Here is a 19,339-nt window from a genome sequence, read left to right as displayed (position 1 = left end):
TCAGACATGAATGTGTGCTGTTGCGTGGGGCGGGCGCATCACCCTATGGCTGGCAGGCAGGTGACCCTGTCCCATTTAAGGGGTTTGTGCGACAAGCTACCCGTCGTGTGGTTGGCCCAGAGGGTGAGCAGACTGTTACCGACACGATGGTGTACACCCCGATTGGTCTAGTCGTGGAGCGCGGTGACCATGTGGAACTGCCTAAACCTTTCGAAACCGGCCCGTGGGAGGTAACCCAACTCGCGGCTTTCGACGGGGCAGGAAATCAAACCCCTGACCACCAGAAGTTGACGCTGACTATCCCTAGCGAAACATCAGAATCTAGTGGTGGGGTGGTGAATCCGTATGGCTGAACTGGATTGGCGCGGTCAACAGGTCGCCAACAACATTGAGCGAGCCACCACCACTGCTTTACGCGCTGGGGCGCACCTGCTACGCGATGAAGCCGTGCAACGCACCCCAATAGAAACAGGCACTCTACGTAACAGTGCTAAGGCCAGCGTGTCCGATAAAGAAGCCGTCGTGTCCTACAACACCCCCTACGCCGCCCGCCAACATGAGGAAGTGGGCTGGCAACACAACGAGGGCCAAGCAAAGTATCTGGAATCCGCATTCCTGGACAACAAACAGAAAATACAGCAGGTCATCGCACTGGAAATCAAAAAGGCAATATCATGACTGCACCAACCTACAGCACCCTACGTGAAGACCTAGCCCGCCACCTGGCAGCTAATCATCTCGCACAATGGTCTCCCAACGGCATTTACAAGACATTCACCCCACCCGCTGTGTATCTAGGTGTCCTGCCAGATGAAGCAGGCCCAAGTATTGGCATGAGTGTCTACCACTTCGAAACCACAGACACCGCACAGCAGGACACCGGCACGCCACGCATCCGTGTGCAACTACGAATCAAAGGCACCCGCGACCCACGCTACGCAGCCCGCGTCGCTGGTGACATCTACCGACTATTGCACGACCAAACCGGCTACACGCTGGACAACGGCACAGCAGTCCTACATTCCAGACGTGTCCTCACATACGAGGAACGGGACGAAGCCAGTGTCTACCACCGGGTGGAGTCCTACGAATTCGTAGTCAACCCAAACTAGGAGCAAACAAATGGCTGTTGCAAAGGCACCATCTTCCTATGACCTTAATTCCACCCTGGCGCGTGACTGGGCGCTCCAGGTCAACACCGGCACCAAGGATAAGCCAGAATGGATTTTCGTCCGTGGCCTGTCCCAGTTCTCCCCACAGACCTCCCCAACGATGCAGGATGACTCTGACATCGACAATGAGGGCTACAAGTCCCAGATTGCTACCGCTCTCGAAATGACCTTTAAGGGTGAGGGCAAGCGCAAGGGTGAAAAGGCTGGCGATAAGTTCAAGCAAGACCCAGGCCAGTCTGCCCTGCGTGAGCGTGGCCGCAAGATGGGCTTGGATAACGTCATTCAGGCCCGCTGCTGGCGCACCGACGGTGTGGAAGAGGGCTACGATTCCTACTTCTCTGTGAAGTGGGAAGACGAAGCTGGCGGCAACGAGGATTTGGATTCTTTCTCGTTCGAGCTGACCTCTCGCGGTAAGCCTATCGCTATTAAGCCAGTCACCGATGCTAAGTCCGCATCTGTCCCTGCCGAGGGTGAAGATGATGCGCCGATTATGGCAGGCGGCACTGCTAGCGAAACTGGCGCTTCCCAGTAACGTTTGGACAACTATTAGCCGGGTGCACCCTAGTGGTGTCCCCGGCTTTAGTCTATCCATAGGAGATACGTATTATGCGCGACCTGCGCGAATTCCACGACCCAAACCTACACCTCCCAATTGACGGCAAGGTGTACACCGTGAAGTCCCCCAACGCTGAACTGGGCTTGGAGATTAAGCGCTTCACCGCTGACCCGGACGCAGACCCGGCAGACGAAATCTACTACATCGCAAAGCTACTGGGCGCAGAATACGACAAGGAAACCGACACCATGAGCGGTGGCCTGTGGGATGAAATGTGCGCCGATGGAATCCCCTACCAGGAATGCCTACACGTAGGTAATACCGCTATGGCTCACTACGGTGTGTCCCCTGAATTTGGTGAACTGTGGTGGGAGACCCGCCTGGGAAAAGAACATCTGCCGATTCTTCCCGAAGCGGCGGAGCAATGGGCGAGGGAGAAGCAGCAGGCAGCGGAGAAACCGAAGACCCGCACACGCCGGAAGAAGACCAACTAGTCGATGGCCCCTATGGACCGTATTCACCTCACCCTGGGGCATATGGGCCAGACGATCCGGGTGGTGGCCCCTACGACCCGGAAACCGGTTTGCGGGATTGGTACACCCCAGCAGCGCATGAAGCACAGAAACCAGTGGGGCAGAAAAAACTGAAATGGGTGGACGTGCTCACAGCGTGGTCTGCGATTGAGTGCGACCTCCACGAAAAGTACGGGGTCGATGTGGAATCCGGTGTCCTACGTCAACGGTCGTGGCGGTGGCTGGAAGTCCGCATCATCTCCCTGATTAATTCCCCCAGCCGTTTGCGTACGGCATTGAACCTCACATCTGAAACTACCTCGAAGTAGGAGAAATCGTTATGGCACTCGAAGTCGGTACACTCAATGCCCGAATCAAGGTAGACACAGCCGGTGTTTCGTCTTCGCTGAATGCCGTTAAGCGTGACCTTAACGATGTGAAGAAATCCGCCGACAAGGTGGAGAAGAACAACATTGACGTGACCCCCAAGGGTGGGGACAAGGTCAATAGTGTGTCCCAATCCGCAAAGAAGCTGGGGGATAATCTACGTGACGCTGGCACCGCTGGTAAGGGTGTGAGTGTTAACCCACAGGTTGCGTCCGAGCTGGATAAGGCTTCTAATGCGGGCGGTAAGCTACGCGGTATCCTGTCTGGGCTTAGCAATGTTGCTGGCGTTGTGGGGTTGGGTGCTGCTGTTGGTGGCGTGTCTGCTGCGTTTACGGACATGGTTAAGGCTGGTAATGCTTATCGTTCCGAGCTGAACACCATGAATGCGGTGTCTAACGCTACGGAGTCGCAGATGCGGGCGGTGTCTGAAGCTGCTAAGCAGCTGGGCAACGATACGGAGTTAGCGAACACGTCCGCATCTGATGCTGCTGCTGCGATGACAGAGCTTGCCAAGGGTGGCTTTACTGTTGAGCAGTCCATTTCGGCAGCTAAGGGTACTCTGCAATTGGCAGCAGCGGCGCAGGTGGATGCGGCCACGGCGGCTACGATTCAATCCCAGGCGTTGCAGGCGTTCTCGCTTAGCGCGAATGATGCGGCGCGTGTATCGGATATTCTCGCTGGCGCGGCTAACGCATCGTCTGCTGAAATGACCGGCATCTCCCAAGGTTTGCAGCAAGCCGGTACAGTCGCTAACCAGTTTGGCATCTCAATTGACGATACCGCCACCGCTTTGGCGATGTTCGCCAATGCCGGTATTCAGGGTTCCGATGCTGGTACGCTGCTAAAGACCGCTTTGCTTTCCTTGACTGACCAGGGCAACCCGGCGCAGGGTGCAATCGAGGAACTGGGTCTCACTGTCTACGATGCCAGCGGTAAATTCGTTGGCCTGTCCAACCTCATGGGGCAGCTCAAAGATGCCGCTGGGCGCATGTCCGACGAGCAGTACCAGGCCGCGACCGCAACGCTGTTTGGTTCTGATGCTATGCGTCTTGCTGGTATCGCAGCGGAACAGGGCAGTGAGGGCTTCGATTCCCTTAAAGGTGCCGTTACCCGCCAGGGCCAGGCGGCGGAGGTTGCAGCCGCCCAAACCGAGGGTTTACCGGGCGCTATCGGTCGTGTAGAAAATGCGTGGGAGACGGCGCAGACTGAAATCTTTGAAGCCACAGAGGGCGGCATGGTTGCCGCGTTGAACGTGGCGACCGCTGGTATTGAGGGGCTTACGGGTCTCATTACTGGGCCTGGGTTTAAGATTGCGGGCCAGATTTTCGAGAACCTAGGCGGGCAGGTTCAGGTTCTTGCCCAAGGCGCTAAGGCCGCTGGTGACGTATTTGCTGGCGTGTTTGTGCCGGGTGCGGATGATATGTCTTCCGCGTTGGAGAAGATTAGCGGCAAGGTTGATGGCCTGAATGATGGTTTGTCTGGGTGGCAGATTCCCATCGCGTCCGCTGCCTTGGTGGCTTTTGGCGCTAACGCTCTGGGTGTTACTGGCAAGCTGAACGAGGGTAGTGGCGCTGTCCGTCGCTTTGGGCAGGAAATGCAGGTACAAAAGGCGCTTGCCCAAGGCTTCGGTAAGGAAATCAGTACCGCTGGGGCGGCTATTGATGTGCTGCGCTCCCGTAGCAGCCTGCTGGATTCAACCTTGACTAATGCCAGCACGGCATACATGTCTTCGAGCGCAAAGTTGCGCACCATGGCCGCTAGCCACAAGACAGCAGCGGCGGCTGCACAGGCCCAGGCATTAACCACTAAGAGTGCGTTTACCTCCATTGACCTTGTAGGCCAGCAGATGGGGCACTCATTTGCCGCTACCACATTGAGCATGGGCGCTAAGGCTAAGGGGCTTTCTGCTGGTGGTCTAGCCGTCATGAAAGGCGCGATGGGTGGTGTTAAGACTGCCGCTAATGGTCTTATTGGCGCGTTGGGTGGCCCGTGGGGCTTGGCGATTATGGGCGCGACTGCTGTCATTGGGCACTTTGTTCAGAAGCACCAAGAAGCTAAGCAGGCAGAAGAGCAGCACAAGGCCGCACAGGATGAGCTGCGCAACAGTCTTGACCAGACCACTGGCGCTATCACGAATCAGACGAATGAGCTGATTAATAAGAAGATTCAAGAGTCTGGCGCGGCGGATGCTGCCCGCGAATTGGGTATTGCACAGGGCACGGTGCGTGACGCGGTTACTGGCAATATCGACGCGATGAACCAGGTTAAAAGCGCTACGGAGGGTGCTGTAGGTTCCGCGCTTAATGGTTCTAAGCAGTGGGAATCCCTTAGCGGCACGTTTGAGCGCTCTGGCGTGTCCATCGAGGATGTCACGCAGGCCCTACTGGGTAATAAAGACGCGATGGACAAGATTAATAGCTCCGACGCGATGCTACAGCCCGGTGTGGCCCAAGCGTGGGAGGGGCTAAAGAATGAGATGGAGGACACCACCGGCGCGGCCATGACCTTGGGCAAAGAGGTCGGCACTCTGAACGGTGATTTGGAATCCGTTAAGGCTGATGCGGCTAAGGATGCGTTGGCTAATCTTGAATCCCAGTCGGAAAAGACTAGTAAGGTTCTTTCCGCCGTGGGGGATTCTATTACGTCTATCCCTGATGATAAGACGATTCATGTGGAGTCCATGGCCCCCAAGGTTCGCCAGGAAATGCGCGACTTGGGCCTAGAGGTTAAAGACCTACCGGACGGCCAGGTTGAAGTTAAGTTCCCTGATGGGCACAACATTACTCAAATGCTTATGAGTATGGGTGCGCAAATTAAGGCCCTGCCGGATGGTTCTATCAGCGTTGATGATAATACGCCGGAGGTTAAGCAGAGGCTTATTGATTTGGGTGTAGCTGCGAAAGACCCGAAGACTGGCGAAGTCAAAATCAAGGATAATATTTCGGAGGTTATCGGCAAGCAGATTCAGCTGGGCGCGGCTGTCAAGACCGAAACCGGCGAAGTCTACATTAAGAACAACACCGGCCAAGTCATTGCGGAGCTTACTGGTCTGGGTATTAAGGTTAGCCAGCTTCCACCGGGAAGTGTCCGCATTGCGGATAACACCCCAGAGGTGCGCGGCAAACTCGCAAACTTGGGTGTGCAAACCTTAACCCTGCCGGATGGTCACATCGCCATTACGGATACTAGCCCGCAGAATCTTCAGAACCTAGCGAATGTGGGGGTCACCACCCAGACTTTGCCACCGGGCTTTATTCAGATTGATGACACCAGCCCCGCTAATATGGCGCGGTTGAGTGACCTTGGGGTAAAGACCACCACTTTGCCAAACGGTAAGGTGGTCATTACTGATAACGCTGAAGCTACCCGTAACCACATCACTAGCACCCTTTCTCGTGAGAACACTAATACGTTCTCTGACCACGTTATTAGTATCACCCGCCGTATTCGTGACGTGTTCGAGCGGGCTAACGGTGGCATTGATATGCCGGTAGAGACCTACGCGGGTGGTGGTCACCGTGACAGGAACGTTGACCGTGCTGTAGCGCGCCGTGCAAAGTCCAATCATGAGCCATCACATCAGGCGCAGATTGCCCCAGCAGGTTCTTATCGTGTGTTTGCGGAGTCCGAAACCGGTGGCGAAGCCTACATTCCGATGGCGGAGTCTAAGCGTGCTCGTAGTGAGAAGATTCTCAACGAGGTTGCTGGCCGCTTTGGCTACCAGCTGGTGGATGGTGAGACTGGCACTGTCCAAACGTTTGCCGATGGTGCGCTATTGCCTGCATCTGTGGTGAAGCACCGCCTACAGTACATGGACGGCACACCCTATATTTTTGGTGGCTGGTCTAAGGCTGGTGTGGACTGCTCTGGCGCTGTATCCCTCGCAGTTAACGCGGCAGACGGTGTAGATGAGTGGAAAGAGCGCACCGCAACTGGCGATGAAGCTAACTTCCTGCGCCGCCATAATTACAAGCCGGGCCGTGGCGGCAACGGCGATATTCGTGTTGCTTTCTACAACGGTGGCCCAGGTGGTGGGCACACCGCCATGCAGTTGGATGACGGCACATTCATTGAGTCTGGCGGTAATACTGGCGGCGGTTTCACTATTGGCAAGACCGCTGGCCCGCTAGAGGGACGTGGCTTTACTGACTGGTGGTACAAGCGCGGTGGTGTGGGACTTACCACGGAGGGATTAGACCCGCTGGATTCCCTCAACGGCGTGGTAGGTGGCCCTGCTTCCGGTGTGTCTGGTGCTGCCCGAAGCATGGTCGAATCGACCTACAGCCCAGACGGTGGAGAAAAGGAATCCCGCGAACTTAATGGCGGTGCTGGCACCCTCATTAAAGACGGCTCATTCCTCGAACTTATGGCCGCGCTGTATTCCAAGCAGACCGGCACCCCAATGGCAGACGATATTGTTTCATGGGGCCAAGTCATCGGCCTGTACTCCAAGGCCAATCAGCAAGACGCAGACAAGGAACTAGAAAAGGCTCAAAAGGAACTAGACAAGTCCAATGACAGTCTGGAATCCACTAAGCAGAAACTAGCTAAGGCCCGCGAAGACTTACCGCTTGCCGAGGAAGACCTGCGTATCAAGAAGATGAAGCGCGATGAGGTCTACAACAAGACTGACAAGAACGGCAATAAGACTGCTACCGATTCGCAAAAGGCAGCAGCTGACCAGTCTGTAGCTAAGGCAGAGCGGAAAGTCAGGGACACTAAAGCGAAGATTGCGCAGCTCGAAAAGGAACAGAAAGAGCTGGAGGCAAAGATCGACACGCTTGATGCGGATAGCTTGTATGGTGACCTCGCTATGACCACTAAGGGCATTGGCGGCACCAGCGGCAATAAGTATGCCGATGCGATTATCCAAGAGGGTCGCCGCCGTGGCATTACAGACCGTGGCATTAAGATTGCTTTGGCTACCGCCATTGTGGAATCTGGCCTGAAGATGTACGCGAATAACGCAGACCCAGAATCGCTAAATTTCCCGCATGATGCGATTGGCAGCGACCACGATTCCGTGGGCCTATTCCAGCAGCGCAACAACGGCGCATGGGGCACGACTGCTGACCGAATGGATCCGGCAAAGAGTGCTGGCATGTTCTATGACCGCCTAGATGACCAGGACTACAACCAGGGCGACCCAGGCGCACACGCACAGCGCGTACAAGGCTCTGCATTCCCAGGCCGGTACGCCACCAAGATGAATGAAGCTCAAGGCTACCTGGATAAATACAATTCCACTAAGAACGCCAAGATTACTGCCATGGCAGACGGCGGCATCCTAGGCGGGTTGCGGCAGGCACAGATTAACGAGGGCGATTCTGCCGTTCTGTGGGGCGAAGCTGGCCCTGAAGCGTATATCCCACTGTCTAGTGATAAGCGCGCCCGTAGCTTGGATATTTGGGCAGAGACCGGCAAACGCCTAGGCATTGATGTCATGTCCATGATTAACCTCATCGGCTCCGGTCTTCCTGGACTTATGGAGGGCCAGTTGGATTTCTCCACTGGTGGTTCTATCAGTGCGGAGCGTCTGGGCGTGAACATGGATGCGGCATCGTATCGCGGTAGGCGTGGCGCGCAGGACACGGTTCACCAGGCACAGAATGCTGTGGGTGCTGTGTTTAATGGCCCGGTTCAGATTAATGACCCGAAGAAGTATTTGCAGGGACAGGTGGATAACGCACAGAAGCAGCTAGGAATGGCTATGAGGAGCGTGATGCTGTAATGGGTGGCCTTATCCAAACTGATTTGCGGTGGCAGCGCCGTGACGAATACCAATCTAGTGACCTGCTGCGCTTTTACCTTGTGGGTGCTGACCATAAAACCCGCTGGTGGTTTGGCGGGCCGGGGTCGCCGGTGCGGTTGAATAAGCCGCCATCAGGATTGCAGGGCGCGCCGGTGAAGCATGACTATCAGACGGTTACCGGCATGGATGGTGCGATTTATAAGGGCACTATTGATGAGCAGGCCACTATTACGTTGCAGGTGTGGGTAAGCGACCCGCGTAGTAGTGCGTGGGCACGTAGGCAGCATTCCTTGTGGCGTGAGTCTTTAGGGCGCGGCAAAGACACCGTGCGCTTGTTTGCTGTGTCTAAAGAATCGGGCTACTGGTGGATTGATGCCCGCGTGGAATCCATTAGCGACGTGAACTACTTTGACCAACGCCCAGGCTTAGTAGGGGAGATTGGCGAACTAGTCACCTTGAAGACTGACAGGTCTTTCTGGGAGAAGTTTGAAGAACGAAAAGTCTTCGACCGATACACCTGCCGTAACGCCCACATGCTCAACCTAGGCGATCAACCCGCATGGCTGAAATGGACAGTCACCGGCGACCACAACGGATGCTACATAGGCGTAGACAGAGAGGGTGTGTACCTGCCAGACCCCCGCAAGGTCTACAGCGAAAGTGACCTCATGGACGGCAATAGCCCTGTCTACGGCTACTGGGTAGACACAGATGAACTATGGCCCTCACTCATGACAGCGGCAGGCGATGATTTGCAGCCACGATTCCCTGATACGTACTGGACGAAACCATTACCTCCACGTGGTGTGCACAGGGGTAACACGGTTCCGTTGAACATCACTCCGATTAATCCGGGTGAGAACTTTAGGGTTGAGGTGTCCTACACACCTAGGGCGGAGCAAGCATGGTAGCTAACATCAACGAATCCTATAACGCTAACCCGCTGAACCTCATGGTTCACAACAACTCCTACTCGCAACGTATCCGCATGCCTGGCTATATTGATGTGGAATTGAACGCGGAGTTTGGCTTGAATGCTGGCACGGGCACTATCACGGTGCCTGCCAACCATAAGCTGGCCCCGCGTCTCATGCAGTGCGACCACGATGTAGTGCCAGTAACAGCAGAATTTAACGGCTGGCGGTGGACAGGGCGCGTTGATTCTTTCGAAGCATCCGGCAAGCCAGGGCGCGAAACCGTGACCGCTACGCTGATTGATGACAAAGTTCAGCTGGGCAGTGTGCTGGCTTTCGCTAACACTCGTACTCCGCTTTCTTTGCAGGGTAAAAGTGACCACCAGCGCGGCCCGCTGGAATCCGTGGTGTACCACTACCTAAGCGAGAATATCGCCCGCTCCGGGCTACCTGCTTACATTGTCATGCCACCTAAGCGCATTGAGGATAAGTCCCCTCGCATTGACCTATCCGCCCGCATGACGAGCATTGACGCATTGCTGCGCGACATCCTCAACCAGTATGACTACGACGTTGAGTGCCGCATGTGGTGGCCGGGCCAACCATTCCCCGAGGGAAAGGTAGTGCCGTTGGTGGATGGCGATCCGCATGAGCGGCTACGCCGCCTAACCCACGCGAACATCGATCAGGTCTTTTCCCCGAATAATAACCCTATTCAGCCACCTACCAAGCCGGGCTTAGTCGTGGCTGTGCGTAAGGTGCGCGAGCGCCCACACGTAAGATTTAGTACCCGTAGTGGTGAAGTGGACTCGTTTACCCTGTCTGGTAAGTCCCCAGGGGCTGCGCGCCAAGTAGTGGGTGGCAAGTCAGATGATTGGGTGAATGAAGCTATCCATTTCGGTATTGACTGGGCTATCCAAGGTATTCTCACCGCAATTGGTGGTGTGGCCCTTGGCCCGCTGGGCGCTCTAGCAGGTGGCCTAGTGGGTAGTTGGGCTAAGTCCCAAACAGAAGATACGGTGCTGGCGTTTACCGATAGGACAGATGTGCGCCGGGCGGCAGAAATGGGGCCGTTCCACCTACGTGAGGGCTTTACTCAATCATCTGCTGGCACATTCACGTTCGATACCTCTACTTTGGCGGAGCGTGCCCTATTGGACTCGCAGGGTGGTAAGAGTGTGACGATGACGATGGGGCACAGTATTTCTAAGGTGCTGGGTGATGATCAGCGGCATGAGTCTGGCAAGATTCGCTACGGTTACCGCATTGGTGACCGCGTCACGTTCGAAGAACACCTATCTGGCACCGTCATATCAGACATCATTACTGGCGTGACTGTGAAAGATAATCACGATGAGCGCATGCGCATTAGCCCACGTATAGGCAAGCGTAAGAACACGTCCAATCCGTTTATTGACTTCACAGACAAGGTGAACAAGGTGACCGAAACCATGCGCGATTTCGGACTAGCAATGTAGCTAGGACAACGCACCAACTAGCGCATTCTTCTAACCGAAAAGTTAGGAGGATGCGTGTGGTTTATCACCCAATGAAACAGGGCACCTTTAAGGTGTCATCGGGATACGGCTCCCGCTGGGGCACGTTCCACGCCGGTTTGGACTTCGCAGCACCTATCGGCACGCCAATCTACGCGGCGGCGGATGGTGTAGTAGTCCAAGGTAAAGAGCGCTACAACGTAGCAGGATTCGGTAGTTGGATTTGGCTCGACTGCCAAGCAACCGTGGGTAAGGATTTCATCTACGGGCACGTGAAGCACGACGGCATCATGGTCAAGGCTGGCGACCGTGTACGCGCAGGCCAGCAGATTGGCGTTGTAGGAAACGAGGGGCAGTCCACTGGCCCTCACCTGCATTTCGAAACATGGGGTGCGCCGGGTCGATTGGGTGGTGCTCATCAAGACCCAGCTAGGTACTTGCAGGGCGCACAAAATCCAGGCGGTGGGGCAGTAGCTAAACCCGCTGCTGTAGCACCCACATCGGCACCCGCTAAGGGCCATATTTTGGGTGTGGACGTGTCCTATTTCCAGAACGGCATGAGTCTGAAGCGCGCCGCGAATGAGGGAATCAGCTTCGCAATCGTCCGCACTAGTGACGGTACGCACCGTGATTGGGCTTACCAATCCCACATTCAAGATGCAGAATCAGCAGGCCTGGTAACTGCCGCGTATCACTATTGCCGCAACCCTCGTGAGGGCAGCACTATTGCACAGCAGGTAGCAACCTCCGTGGACGTGATGGGTGGATACAAGCGCCCGATCTGGCTGGATTGTGAAACTGCCGCTGGCCTGTCTGCGCAGCATATTCAACAGTTCAAGAATGAGTTTGAGCGCCGTGGTGTGCGCGTCATCGGCATCTACTCCTACATCCCCTGGTGGGAGGGCCACACCATTGGTGGGGAGCCAGCCACCGCACCATTCGGCAAGGTGTGGCTGGCGCATTACGGCTCAAACCCTGACGGCAACCCCGCCCAGGTCTACGCGGCCCGTGGCGGCAATAACTCCCGCTACTGGAATTACCCGCTAGGAAACCAAAAGCCCGTGCTATTCCAGTATGGCAGCAAGGCGGAAGTTGCTGGGTTTGCGGACGTAGACGTAAACGCATTCCGTGGCAACAAACAACAGCTCAAAGACTTGTTCTACGGAACACACACAGCCAAACAGGTAGAAAAAGAGGAACCAGAATTGTCCGACATCGACAAGAAGCGTATCAAACTGTCCCTAGACCAATTCGTAGGCTACGGCACTAACAAAAAGGGCGAACCGACCTACAACGGCTGGGACTTTACCCACCTCGTAAAGGTAGCCAACGACAAGCAAACCAACGGTAAGGGACTCACCCTCGTTGAGATGGTTGCCCTGACCATGGATAAGCAAAACCACCAAGAGGAAGCACTCAAGAACCTATCCGACAGCTTCCAATCCCTCATCGAAGCCGTATCCGCACTCAACGACACCGTAACCAAACTGGCGGGCGTAAACACCACGGAGGACAAGTAAATGAGCAACATCAACAAGGCAGACTGGCCCGTACGCAAAATCGTCTACTACGTAGTAGGCATCGTCCTATTCGTAGCCGTCACTGCTGGCTGGGTAACTGAAGACCAGATCGAAACCGCACTATCCACGGGTGAGCGCGTCACCGCCTATTTGGCAGCTGCTGGCCTAGTCTTCGCAGGCACTAAGACCCACAGGGGCAGTGACGATAAGAACACGGAAGCAGACGTGCTCAACGCCGCTATCAACAGCGGGTCGAATGACGCGGCCCTGAACCAGATTCAACGCCAGCTGGCAGACCTAAGCGAACTGGTCACCCTACCAAAGGCAACCCCAACCGAAGACACGGATGTGGAAGACGAAACCGCGCCGGGTATCTACCCCACCGGAGAATAATCATGCAGTTTCCCCGCGACCGAACTAGCTGGCTTGCCCGAAAGCAGGGCGACTGGCAACCAGGCATGCCCACCTTTATTTCCTTTGTCATCCTGGGGCTGTTTACCACCCAGGGAGCGAATCGCGGGGTAGACTACATCACCGGCGACCGGCCCGATGTGACGCAATCATTGACGGTGGTAGAGCAGGCAATGCCACTTCACTACTGGGGCGTACTATTCCTGATTGCTTCTACAGTAGTTGCCGCTGGCATGCTATTCCGTAGAGCGCAGGTAATCATAACGGGGTGCCTATGCTTTGTGGTGCTGTACTCAGGCATCACGTGGGGGCTGACCGTGAAGATGCTTACCCGAATGACCCCTGTGGAGGATTTCTGGCATATTCTTACCGCCCCAGAATCCCACGCGCCTAGCGGGGTAGCGTGGGGGCTTATCATCCTGCTTTGTGCCCTATGCGCGGGCGCTATCGTGCTGGCTGACAAGTACACGGGACTCATTTTCTTAGCATCCATCGCGGCGATTATCGCCGCATTCATCGCCGCAACGGGCGGACACCTCAACCATTTTGTTTCTGAATTCATCGAGCATTTCCCACTGGACGGCTGGCGCACCCCATCATCTTTTGCCATGACCACACTCATCTGGGGACTATTCGCCTGGGGCACAAAGGTCATGCAGAAAGCTAGGAGGGCCTAGGTGTATGATTCCACCCGAGCTTTTAGACCGCCTGCCCACGGAGGGCTATTGGGGCGTATTTGTCACTGTGGTGCTTGCTTTATGGTTTGGGGTTAAGACTCTCTCTAAGGCAGACACGGAAAAGTTGGGCCAGTCTTTAGGCTGGTTTGGTCGCAGTGTTGGCAGCATAATCCAGTGGTTTAGGGATAGTGAACGCCGCCAAATTGAACATGAGCAGCAGCTCGAAGATACCCGCGTCCGCGTCTTTGAGGACAAGGTTAAGTCCCTAGAGGGAATGATTAAGCGTGACCGTCAATGGTATGAACAGCAACTGACGATTGAACGTGAGCGTAATGAGAAAGAGAATAAGCGTCTCGAAGACCGCATCGAAGAAGAAGTGGCGGAGCGGCAACTAATCCAGTCGTGGATGGAGTACGCGATGCAGTGGGCTAGTGATGTGTATTCATTGGCGGTGCGGCATTCGTGGGATCCTCCGTTTGACCCGCTTATGTCTTTCTCTATCTGGCGGCGAAGCCACACAGAAGATACGGGTGGGTAGAGGTAGACAACGTTTAGGCGGGGGGAGTATTAGGGCATTGAATTTTGCCGCACGTTGATAGGAGCGCGAAAACATGGCCGATTCCGTGCCCATTTATAAAGACCTCGAAACGAAACTTATCCTAAAGTGGGTGGACACCGAAGATCTGTTATCCACCCAGCGTGCCCTTATTGAGGTCACCCCAGAAGCTGCTTTCTTAGAATTGCCGCGTGGCCGTCGTGGAGAAAAGGGTGAAAAGGGTGACGCTGGTGCGCAGATGTGGATTCGTGACCTCATCACGAATCGCAACCAGCTTCCCCAGAACCTGCGTGAGGTAGACCAAGGCGCATGCTACGTGGACACAAATTCTCGCTCCGCGTGGGTGTGGAACGGTAGCGACTATATAGAGATTCCTGAATTCGTGGGCGTGCGTGGCGAACCAGGCATTACTCCACGTGTACAGATTGGTTCCGTGCGCCCCGGTGGTGATGCTGCTGTTTCTGTGAATCAGTCCGCATCTACTGAAGATACTTTTGTTCTGGATTTCGTGCTTCCCCAAGGCCCGGTTGGCCCACCGGGTAAAAAGGGCGATGAGGGAACAGCATCGAATGTGTCTAACAGCCCGGATGTGGATATGTCGCGCCCGCCTGTGCCGGGTGAAGCCCTGACGTGGAATGGTGCGAAGTGGGCACCGCGTAATGTTCTCGCGCCGATTGGGCCGTGGGTGCTTGGTGAGGGTGATTTCAATAGCGTTAGCCAGAATCTTATTGGGTCTGGTGACGTGTCTGAAAAGATGATTGCGTCTTATACGGTTCCCGGGTTGCCGTTTGATTGGCACCCCGTGGTGCTTGGTGGTCAGCTGCGTGTAGAAACTCCTATTGGTGTGCAGTATGACGCGGAAGTGCGTGTGGGTAATGCGCAGCGTGGTGACATTATTGGCCGTGGTATTGGTAAGCCGTATCAGCGGCGTGAGGATTATACGCAGATTTACCCGGCTGTTAGCTCTCGCATGACCCCTGGTAACGCCGTGGGTGTTGTTAAGGCGAATACCGCTACGTCGATTTATGTGGTGTTGAAGAAGACTAGGGGCACGATTGGTGGTTGGGATTTCTGGCGGGATAATGCGTCGTTGGCGTTTATGGCTATGCCGGTGAATCAGGATTATTCCTAGGGGGGTAGGGCATGGTTGAGATGGATCCGGGTCGTGACCCGTGGCTAGATAAGGAAGCGGAGCGCCGCACGCTGGATTATGGTGGCTCGTTCCCTAACCCCCAGAACTCGCGCACCCGTGCTGACACGTTCGGTATTCGACCTGACCTTTTCGACACGCTAAATGATGCGATGACGAAGAAGCAGACCGTGGAGGATTTGCTACGCCAAGCGCGTGAACGCCAGCAGGACGCGCTGCGTTACTTAGCAGATGCGCAGGCGGCACGTGAGAAGTCGGATAAGGCTTTAGCGGAGTCCGATAAGGCAGTGCAGCGAGCTACAGACGCGCAGGGGCAAGCTAAGGCAGCGGTTGATGCGTCTAATAGCGCGCTAGATGATGCGGCGGCGGCACGTGCGGATTCTAGGCAGTCATTGCAGAATTCTAAGGATTCGTTGCAGAATTCGCAGGATGCGTTGCGTGATGCGTCGGATGCTCGCTCGCGTGCTTTGTCTGCGGAGTCGGATGCGGCTTCTGCGAGGACGGATGCTAATCAGGCTGTTAGTGATTCGCGGGCGGCTATTGGTAAGGCTGAAGAGGCTGATTTGGCTTCGGAGGAGGGGCGTAAGGTTGCGATTGCGGCTAATACGGCTGCAATTGATTCTACGAGTAAGGCTGTTGTGGCGTTGACGCAGGCTTCTGCTGCTAATTCGCGGGCTATCGATGCTGTGTCTGCATCATCAGCTGCTAATTCTCGGGCTATTTCGGCTTCTAATAAGGCTATTGAAGCTAATTCTTCTGCCGTCGAAGCATCATTAGCGGCTAATCAAGCAAATAGTACGGCTATTAAGTCCACGAATAATGCGGTTAATGCGCTGACGATTGCTACAGAAGCGAACAGTACGGCTATTTCGTCAACGAATAAGGCTGTGGCCGCGTTGCGTGCAGCGTCTGCTGCTAACAGCTCCGCTATTGAATCTGTCACGCAGGCATCACAGGCGAACACGCGAGCATTAAGCCTTTTACATCTGCTTAATCATGGTGCGTGGAATTTATCGCAGAATTATAAGATTACTCAACAGTGGAGTGTCTTGTCCTTTGGGCGTGCAAAAGGTAAAACCCCGGGTTGCACTCTAAAGTACTTTTCCAGTGGCGGAACCTACGTCGTTCTTGAAGAGGATGGCGAATGGGAAGTCTCCGCACGGTTGTATGTCCCTGGCAAAAAACTGATGGTAGTTGGTGCTGGTTCCACTAAGCTCATGCTTAACCATAAGCGTGGAGATTCTATTATTGATGGTGCCATTGCCCTTAATAACGATGATGGCTGGCACTACACATTACATATCAGTACCGTTTTTAACGCCAAAGCTGGCGACTACATCTATGTGGATACATTTTCAGAGTCTGACCGTGGTGATGGGCCATTGTCTCAATCGAGTGTTGATACCAACTACTCCGAGTTGATTGTGCGTCAACTTTCCCGACCCTAGACAACGTGTTGTTTCTTCCATAATTCGTCCTAGTTAGGGAATTTTTAGGAGTTGTGGATGAAATACACTCGCGTGCGGCGTGCTGTCAGTGCAGTGGTCATTGACAGCTGGGATGAAGACCGCAACCCAGAACATATTAAAGTAAACGGCAACGTCACGTTCAGGCCGCTGCTTAATGATGGTGATGTGGTTCAGTGGGCTGGGCCAAACGGGCCGGAATCCCTTGTGCTTGCACCTATCCAGTGTCGGATTAGTGACGGCATTATCATGCACCGTGGCGGAGAGGGTGTGTATCTCGCTGCTGGTGGTGAGGGCTGCGAGCCTGACCTTATACAGTGGAAAGCAGAATTCAGCAGCATGCAGGCGGGCGGCTGGTCTTTCAAGCTGAAGCCGGTCATGTTCGATGCTGTGCCAGACGGGGAAGTCGATTTGACGATGGTGGCCCCTGTGGCTGGCGCATCGGAACCTATCGTGCGCGGCCCGGCAGGCACCGGCATTGACAACATTAAAGTTGACGGGGCGGAGCTAGTAATTACTGCACGCAGTGAAGCGGGTGTCTTTGAGATGGCCCGCATCCCACTGGAAGATGTGGTGAGGGCTGAAGCCGATGCCGCAGCAAAGAGTGCTGCTGATAGTGCCGCTGATAATGTGCGCACGGAATTCACTACCGCTGCCACTAGCGCTAAGGATAGTGCGACAGCGGCGGCAGCGTCCGCTAAGACCGCTTCCACTAAAGCGAGTGAAGCCACCACCCAAGCAACCAATGCGAAGACCAGCGCTACTGCTGCTAAGACCTCTGAAACCAACGCGGCAAGCAGTGCTAGTTCCGCTGCAACGTCTGCCGCTAAAGCGGAGGGGAGCGCCACCACTGCCGCTACGTCTGCGCAAACAGCAACCTCCAAAGCCAGTGAAGTAACTACCCAGGCAGTAAACGCGGCCAATAGTGCGGGCGCTGCTAAGACCTCTGAAACTAACGCGCTATCGAGCGCAAACGCCGCAAAGAGCAGTGAGTCTTCCGCTGCTGCATCTGAAAGTAGCGCTAAGGAATCGGCAATAGCGGCCAAAGATAGTGCATCGTCCGCATCGTCTAGTGCGTCTAAGGCCTCGACTTCGGAGAAGAATGCAGCGAAGTCTGCTAGTGCTGCCGCTGAGTCCGCGTCACAGGCGGCGGGTAGTGCTACTAGCGCGAAGCAGGAAGCAGACCGCGCCGCCAACGTCGCTAATTCCACCTCATGGAACGGCGACCGGTTGACGGTGAATGGGAAAACCTCCCCGTCACTACGTGGCCCTAAAGGCGATCCTGGTGCGTCCACGATGGCTGACATTTCAGACCTGCCGGAAATCACTCCCCTAGCTAGGGAGAATGCGGTGGTTCAGCGTCTTGCTAACGGCCATATTTTAGTCCTAGATGACCCACCCAATTCCTTTAGTGCGGTGAATAAGGGGTACGTGGATACCGCTGTTGCGGCGGAGAAAGCCCGCACAGTGGGGATCACGTGGACAGTACCGCGAGAGTCAGATGTGGCCGCTAAGGCCAGTGCGGCACAAACCGGCGACTACATTCAGGTTGCCCAGACGAAAACCATCTACCGCGTCACGTCTAGCGGGGTGGAAGTTGAGCGGTACGGTACTCGTACCCTGCAAGCGTCTACCGATGCGACTTCCAACCGTAACCCGAACCAGTGGTTGGACAACGACGATCCGTGGGCCGGTGTCAACTGGTCGCGTGTCAGCCCACCGGCAGGCAAATGGCTAGTAGAACTCATCAACCAGCATGACTTCTCCGCTTCCCTCTACGTGAGCGGAAAATCCGTGGGGTCGGTGACCAAGGGAACCATGTCGTACATTGCGGAGTTTTCGACTGCCGCTAAAAGCGACGTGTACGTGCAGATCCCTGGCGACAATTACTACAAACCACTGGCCCTGAGATTCACCCCAATCAACTAGGAGAGGTTAAATGACCGTAGCTGAACTACAAGACCAAATCAGGCAGCTAGACGATGCGGATTTCCAAGAGATTAAGTCGTGGGTTGTCACCGTAGAAGAGAACCGGCGCGCCGCCCAACCAGAGATTGAGCAGGCGAAGCAGGAAGCGGAAGCAGAGACCGCGACAAAGATTACCCAGCAGCTCGCGGAAGAGCACCCGGAGCTAGTGGAAAAGCCTGCCGTGCAGCCAGGCAGCGAGATACGCGAATGGGAGACATGGCACCCGCTACGCGAGTCCACCCACTACCGCTATGGCGACAAGACCCACCACGGCGGCAAGGTGTGGCGTGACGTACTCGACCCCACTGGCGACACACTCAATGTGTGGGAACCAGGAGCGACCGGAATTGATGAGCGCTACTGGGTGGAAGATGAGACAGGCCAAGAGAATGACAGCACGGATAAAGAGCGGCCTGCTACGCCTAGCCCTGTGGAATCGTCCGGTAGTGATTCTGGGCACAAAGAGTGGGCTGTAGGTCTCTCCGTGAAGACGGGGGAGGAATACACCCATGATGGTCACCTGTGGCGGGCGAAGCTAGACCACACTACTCACGCTGGTTGGATTCCGTCTGCTGCAACTTATGCAGTGTGGGAGGATTTAGGCCCACTGGCATAGTTGGTTCGACTTGTGGATCGACTAAAGCTGCACCAACCAGCTAGAATAGGCGGTTAGTGCAGCTTACAACTGGAGGGAATGACGGGAATCGAACCCGCGTCTTCAGCTTGGAAGGCTGCATAGAAATGTTGTATTATGCAACAAAAGCCGCCATTTCCGCTGGTCGCCAAAAACCATAAAATGTTA

At 55.2% G+C, this 19,339-nt stretch carries 17 protein-coding genes; all 17 read left to right on the top strand.

Annotated elements, in window-relative coordinates; all coding sequences use genetic code 11:
* Positions 1-86 precede the first annotated feature (86 nt).
* The 17 genes from RAE07_RS11475 to RAE07_RS11395 all read left to right on the top strand — a co-directional run bounded on the left by RAE07_RS11475 (position 87) and on the right by RAE07_RS11395 (position 19,153).
* Positions 87-353: a hypothetical protein gene (locus RAE07_RS11475; RefSeq protein ID WP_317001861.1), complete on the top strand. Its 267-nt coding sequence runs from the start codon at positions 87-89 to the stop codon at positions 351-353.
* Complete coding sequence (locus tag RAE07_RS11470) at positions 346-678, top strand: HK97-gp10 family putative phage morphogenesis protein (RefSeq protein WP_317001860.1); 333 nt, start codon at positions 346-348, stop codon at positions 676-678. Before RAE07_RS11475 ends, RAE07_RS11470 begins: the two co-directional genes overlap by 8 nt.
* Positions 675-1,112 (top strand): minor capsid protein, encoded by a 438-nt coding sequence (locus RAE07_RS11465; protein ID WP_317001859.1) that lies wholly within the window; start codon positions 675-677, stop codon positions 1,110-1,112. The genes RAE07_RS11470 and RAE07_RS11465 overlap by 4 nt, the downstream gene beginning before the upstream one ends.
* A gap of 10 nt (positions 1,113-1,122) precedes the next feature.
* Positions 1,123-1,704, top strand: a complete 582-nt coding sequence (locus tag RAE07_RS11460; protein ID WP_317001858.1) for a phage tail tube protein — start codon at positions 1,123-1,125, stop codon at positions 1,702-1,704.
* A 74-nt stretch (positions 1,705-1,778) separates the two neighbouring features.
* Positions 1,779-2,222, top strand: coding sequence for a DUF7426 family protein (locus RAE07_RS11455; protein ID WP_524535625.1), 444 nt, complete (start codon positions 1,779-1,781; stop codon positions 2,220-2,222).
* Positions 2,153-2,569 (top strand): hypothetical protein, encoded by a 417-nt coding sequence (locus RAE07_RS11450; RefSeq protein ID WP_317001856.1) that lies wholly within the window; start codon positions 2,153-2,155, stop codon positions 2,567-2,569. Before RAE07_RS11455 ends, RAE07_RS11450 begins: the two co-directional genes overlap by 70 nt.
* An 11-nt stretch (positions 2,570-2,580) precedes the next feature.
* Positions 2,581-8,358: a phage tail tape measure protein gene (locus RAE07_RS11445; protein ID WP_317001855.1), complete on the top strand. Its 5,778-nt coding sequence runs from the start codon at positions 2,581-2,583 to the stop codon at positions 8,356-8,358.
* Positions 8,358-9,290: a hypothetical protein gene (locus RAE07_RS11440; RefSeq protein WP_317001854.1), complete on the top strand. Its 933-nt coding sequence runs from the start codon at positions 8,358-8,360 to the stop codon at positions 9,288-9,290. Before RAE07_RS11445 ends, RAE07_RS11440 begins: the two co-directional genes overlap by 1 nt.
* Entirely contained in the window at positions 9,284-10,771 is a 1,488-nt protein-coding gene (locus RAE07_RS11435; RefSeq protein ID WP_317001853.1) for a Gp37-like protein, read from the top strand. The genes RAE07_RS11440 and RAE07_RS11435 overlap by 7 nt, the downstream gene beginning before the upstream one ends.
* A 71-nt stretch (positions 10,772-10,842) precedes the next feature.
* A complete protein-coding gene (locus RAE07_RS11430) occupies positions 10,843-12,309 on the top strand; it encodes a peptidoglycan DD-metalloendopeptidase family protein (protein WP_317001852.1) in 1,467 nt (488 codons plus the stop codon).
* A complete protein-coding gene (locus RAE07_RS11425) occupies positions 12,310-12,702 on the top strand; it encodes a hypothetical protein (RefSeq protein WP_317001851.1) in 393 nt (130 codons plus the stop codon).
* 2 nt (positions 12,703-12,704) lie between these two features.
* Positions 12,705-13,397, top strand: coding sequence for a hypothetical protein (locus RAE07_RS11420; RefSeq protein ID WP_317001850.1), 693 nt, complete (start codon positions 12,705-12,707; stop codon positions 13,395-13,397).
* Positions 13,398-13,401: 4 nt separating this feature from the next.
* Complete coding sequence (locus RAE07_RS11415) at positions 13,402-13,935, top strand: hypothetical protein (RefSeq protein ID WP_317001849.1); 534 nt, start codon at positions 13,402-13,404, stop codon at positions 13,933-13,935.
* A 73-nt stretch (positions 13,936-14,008) separates the two neighbouring features.
* Complete coding sequence (locus tag RAE07_RS11410) at positions 14,009-15,085, top strand: phage tail protein (protein ID WP_317001848.1); 1,077 nt, start codon at positions 14,009-14,011, stop codon at positions 15,083-15,085.
* Between the two features lie 11 nt (positions 15,086-15,096).
* Entirely contained in the window at positions 15,097-16,551 is a 1,455-nt protein-coding gene (locus RAE07_RS11405) for a hypothetical protein (protein WP_317001847.1), read from the top strand.
* 57 nt (positions 16,552-16,608) lie between these two features.
* Positions 16,609-18,498, top strand: a complete 1,890-nt coding sequence (locus RAE07_RS11400; protein ID WP_317001846.1) for a hypothetical protein — start codon at positions 16,609-16,611, stop codon at positions 18,496-18,498.
* Between the two features lie 10 nt (positions 18,499-18,508).
* Positions 18,509-19,153: a hypothetical protein gene (locus RAE07_RS11395; RefSeq protein WP_317001845.1), complete on the top strand. Its 645-nt coding sequence runs from the start codon at positions 18,509-18,511 to the stop codon at positions 19,151-19,153.
* Positions 19,154-19,339: the final 186 nt, after the last annotated feature.

Source organism: Corynebacterium nasorum, assembly GCF_032821635.1.
Taxonomy (GTDB): domain Bacteria; phylum Actinomycetota; class Actinomycetes; order Mycobacteriales; family Mycobacteriaceae; genus Corynebacterium; species Corynebacterium kefirresidentii.
Note: the sequence above shows the minus strand (reverse complement) of the source record. Positions and strands in the feature narration are given on the sequence as shown.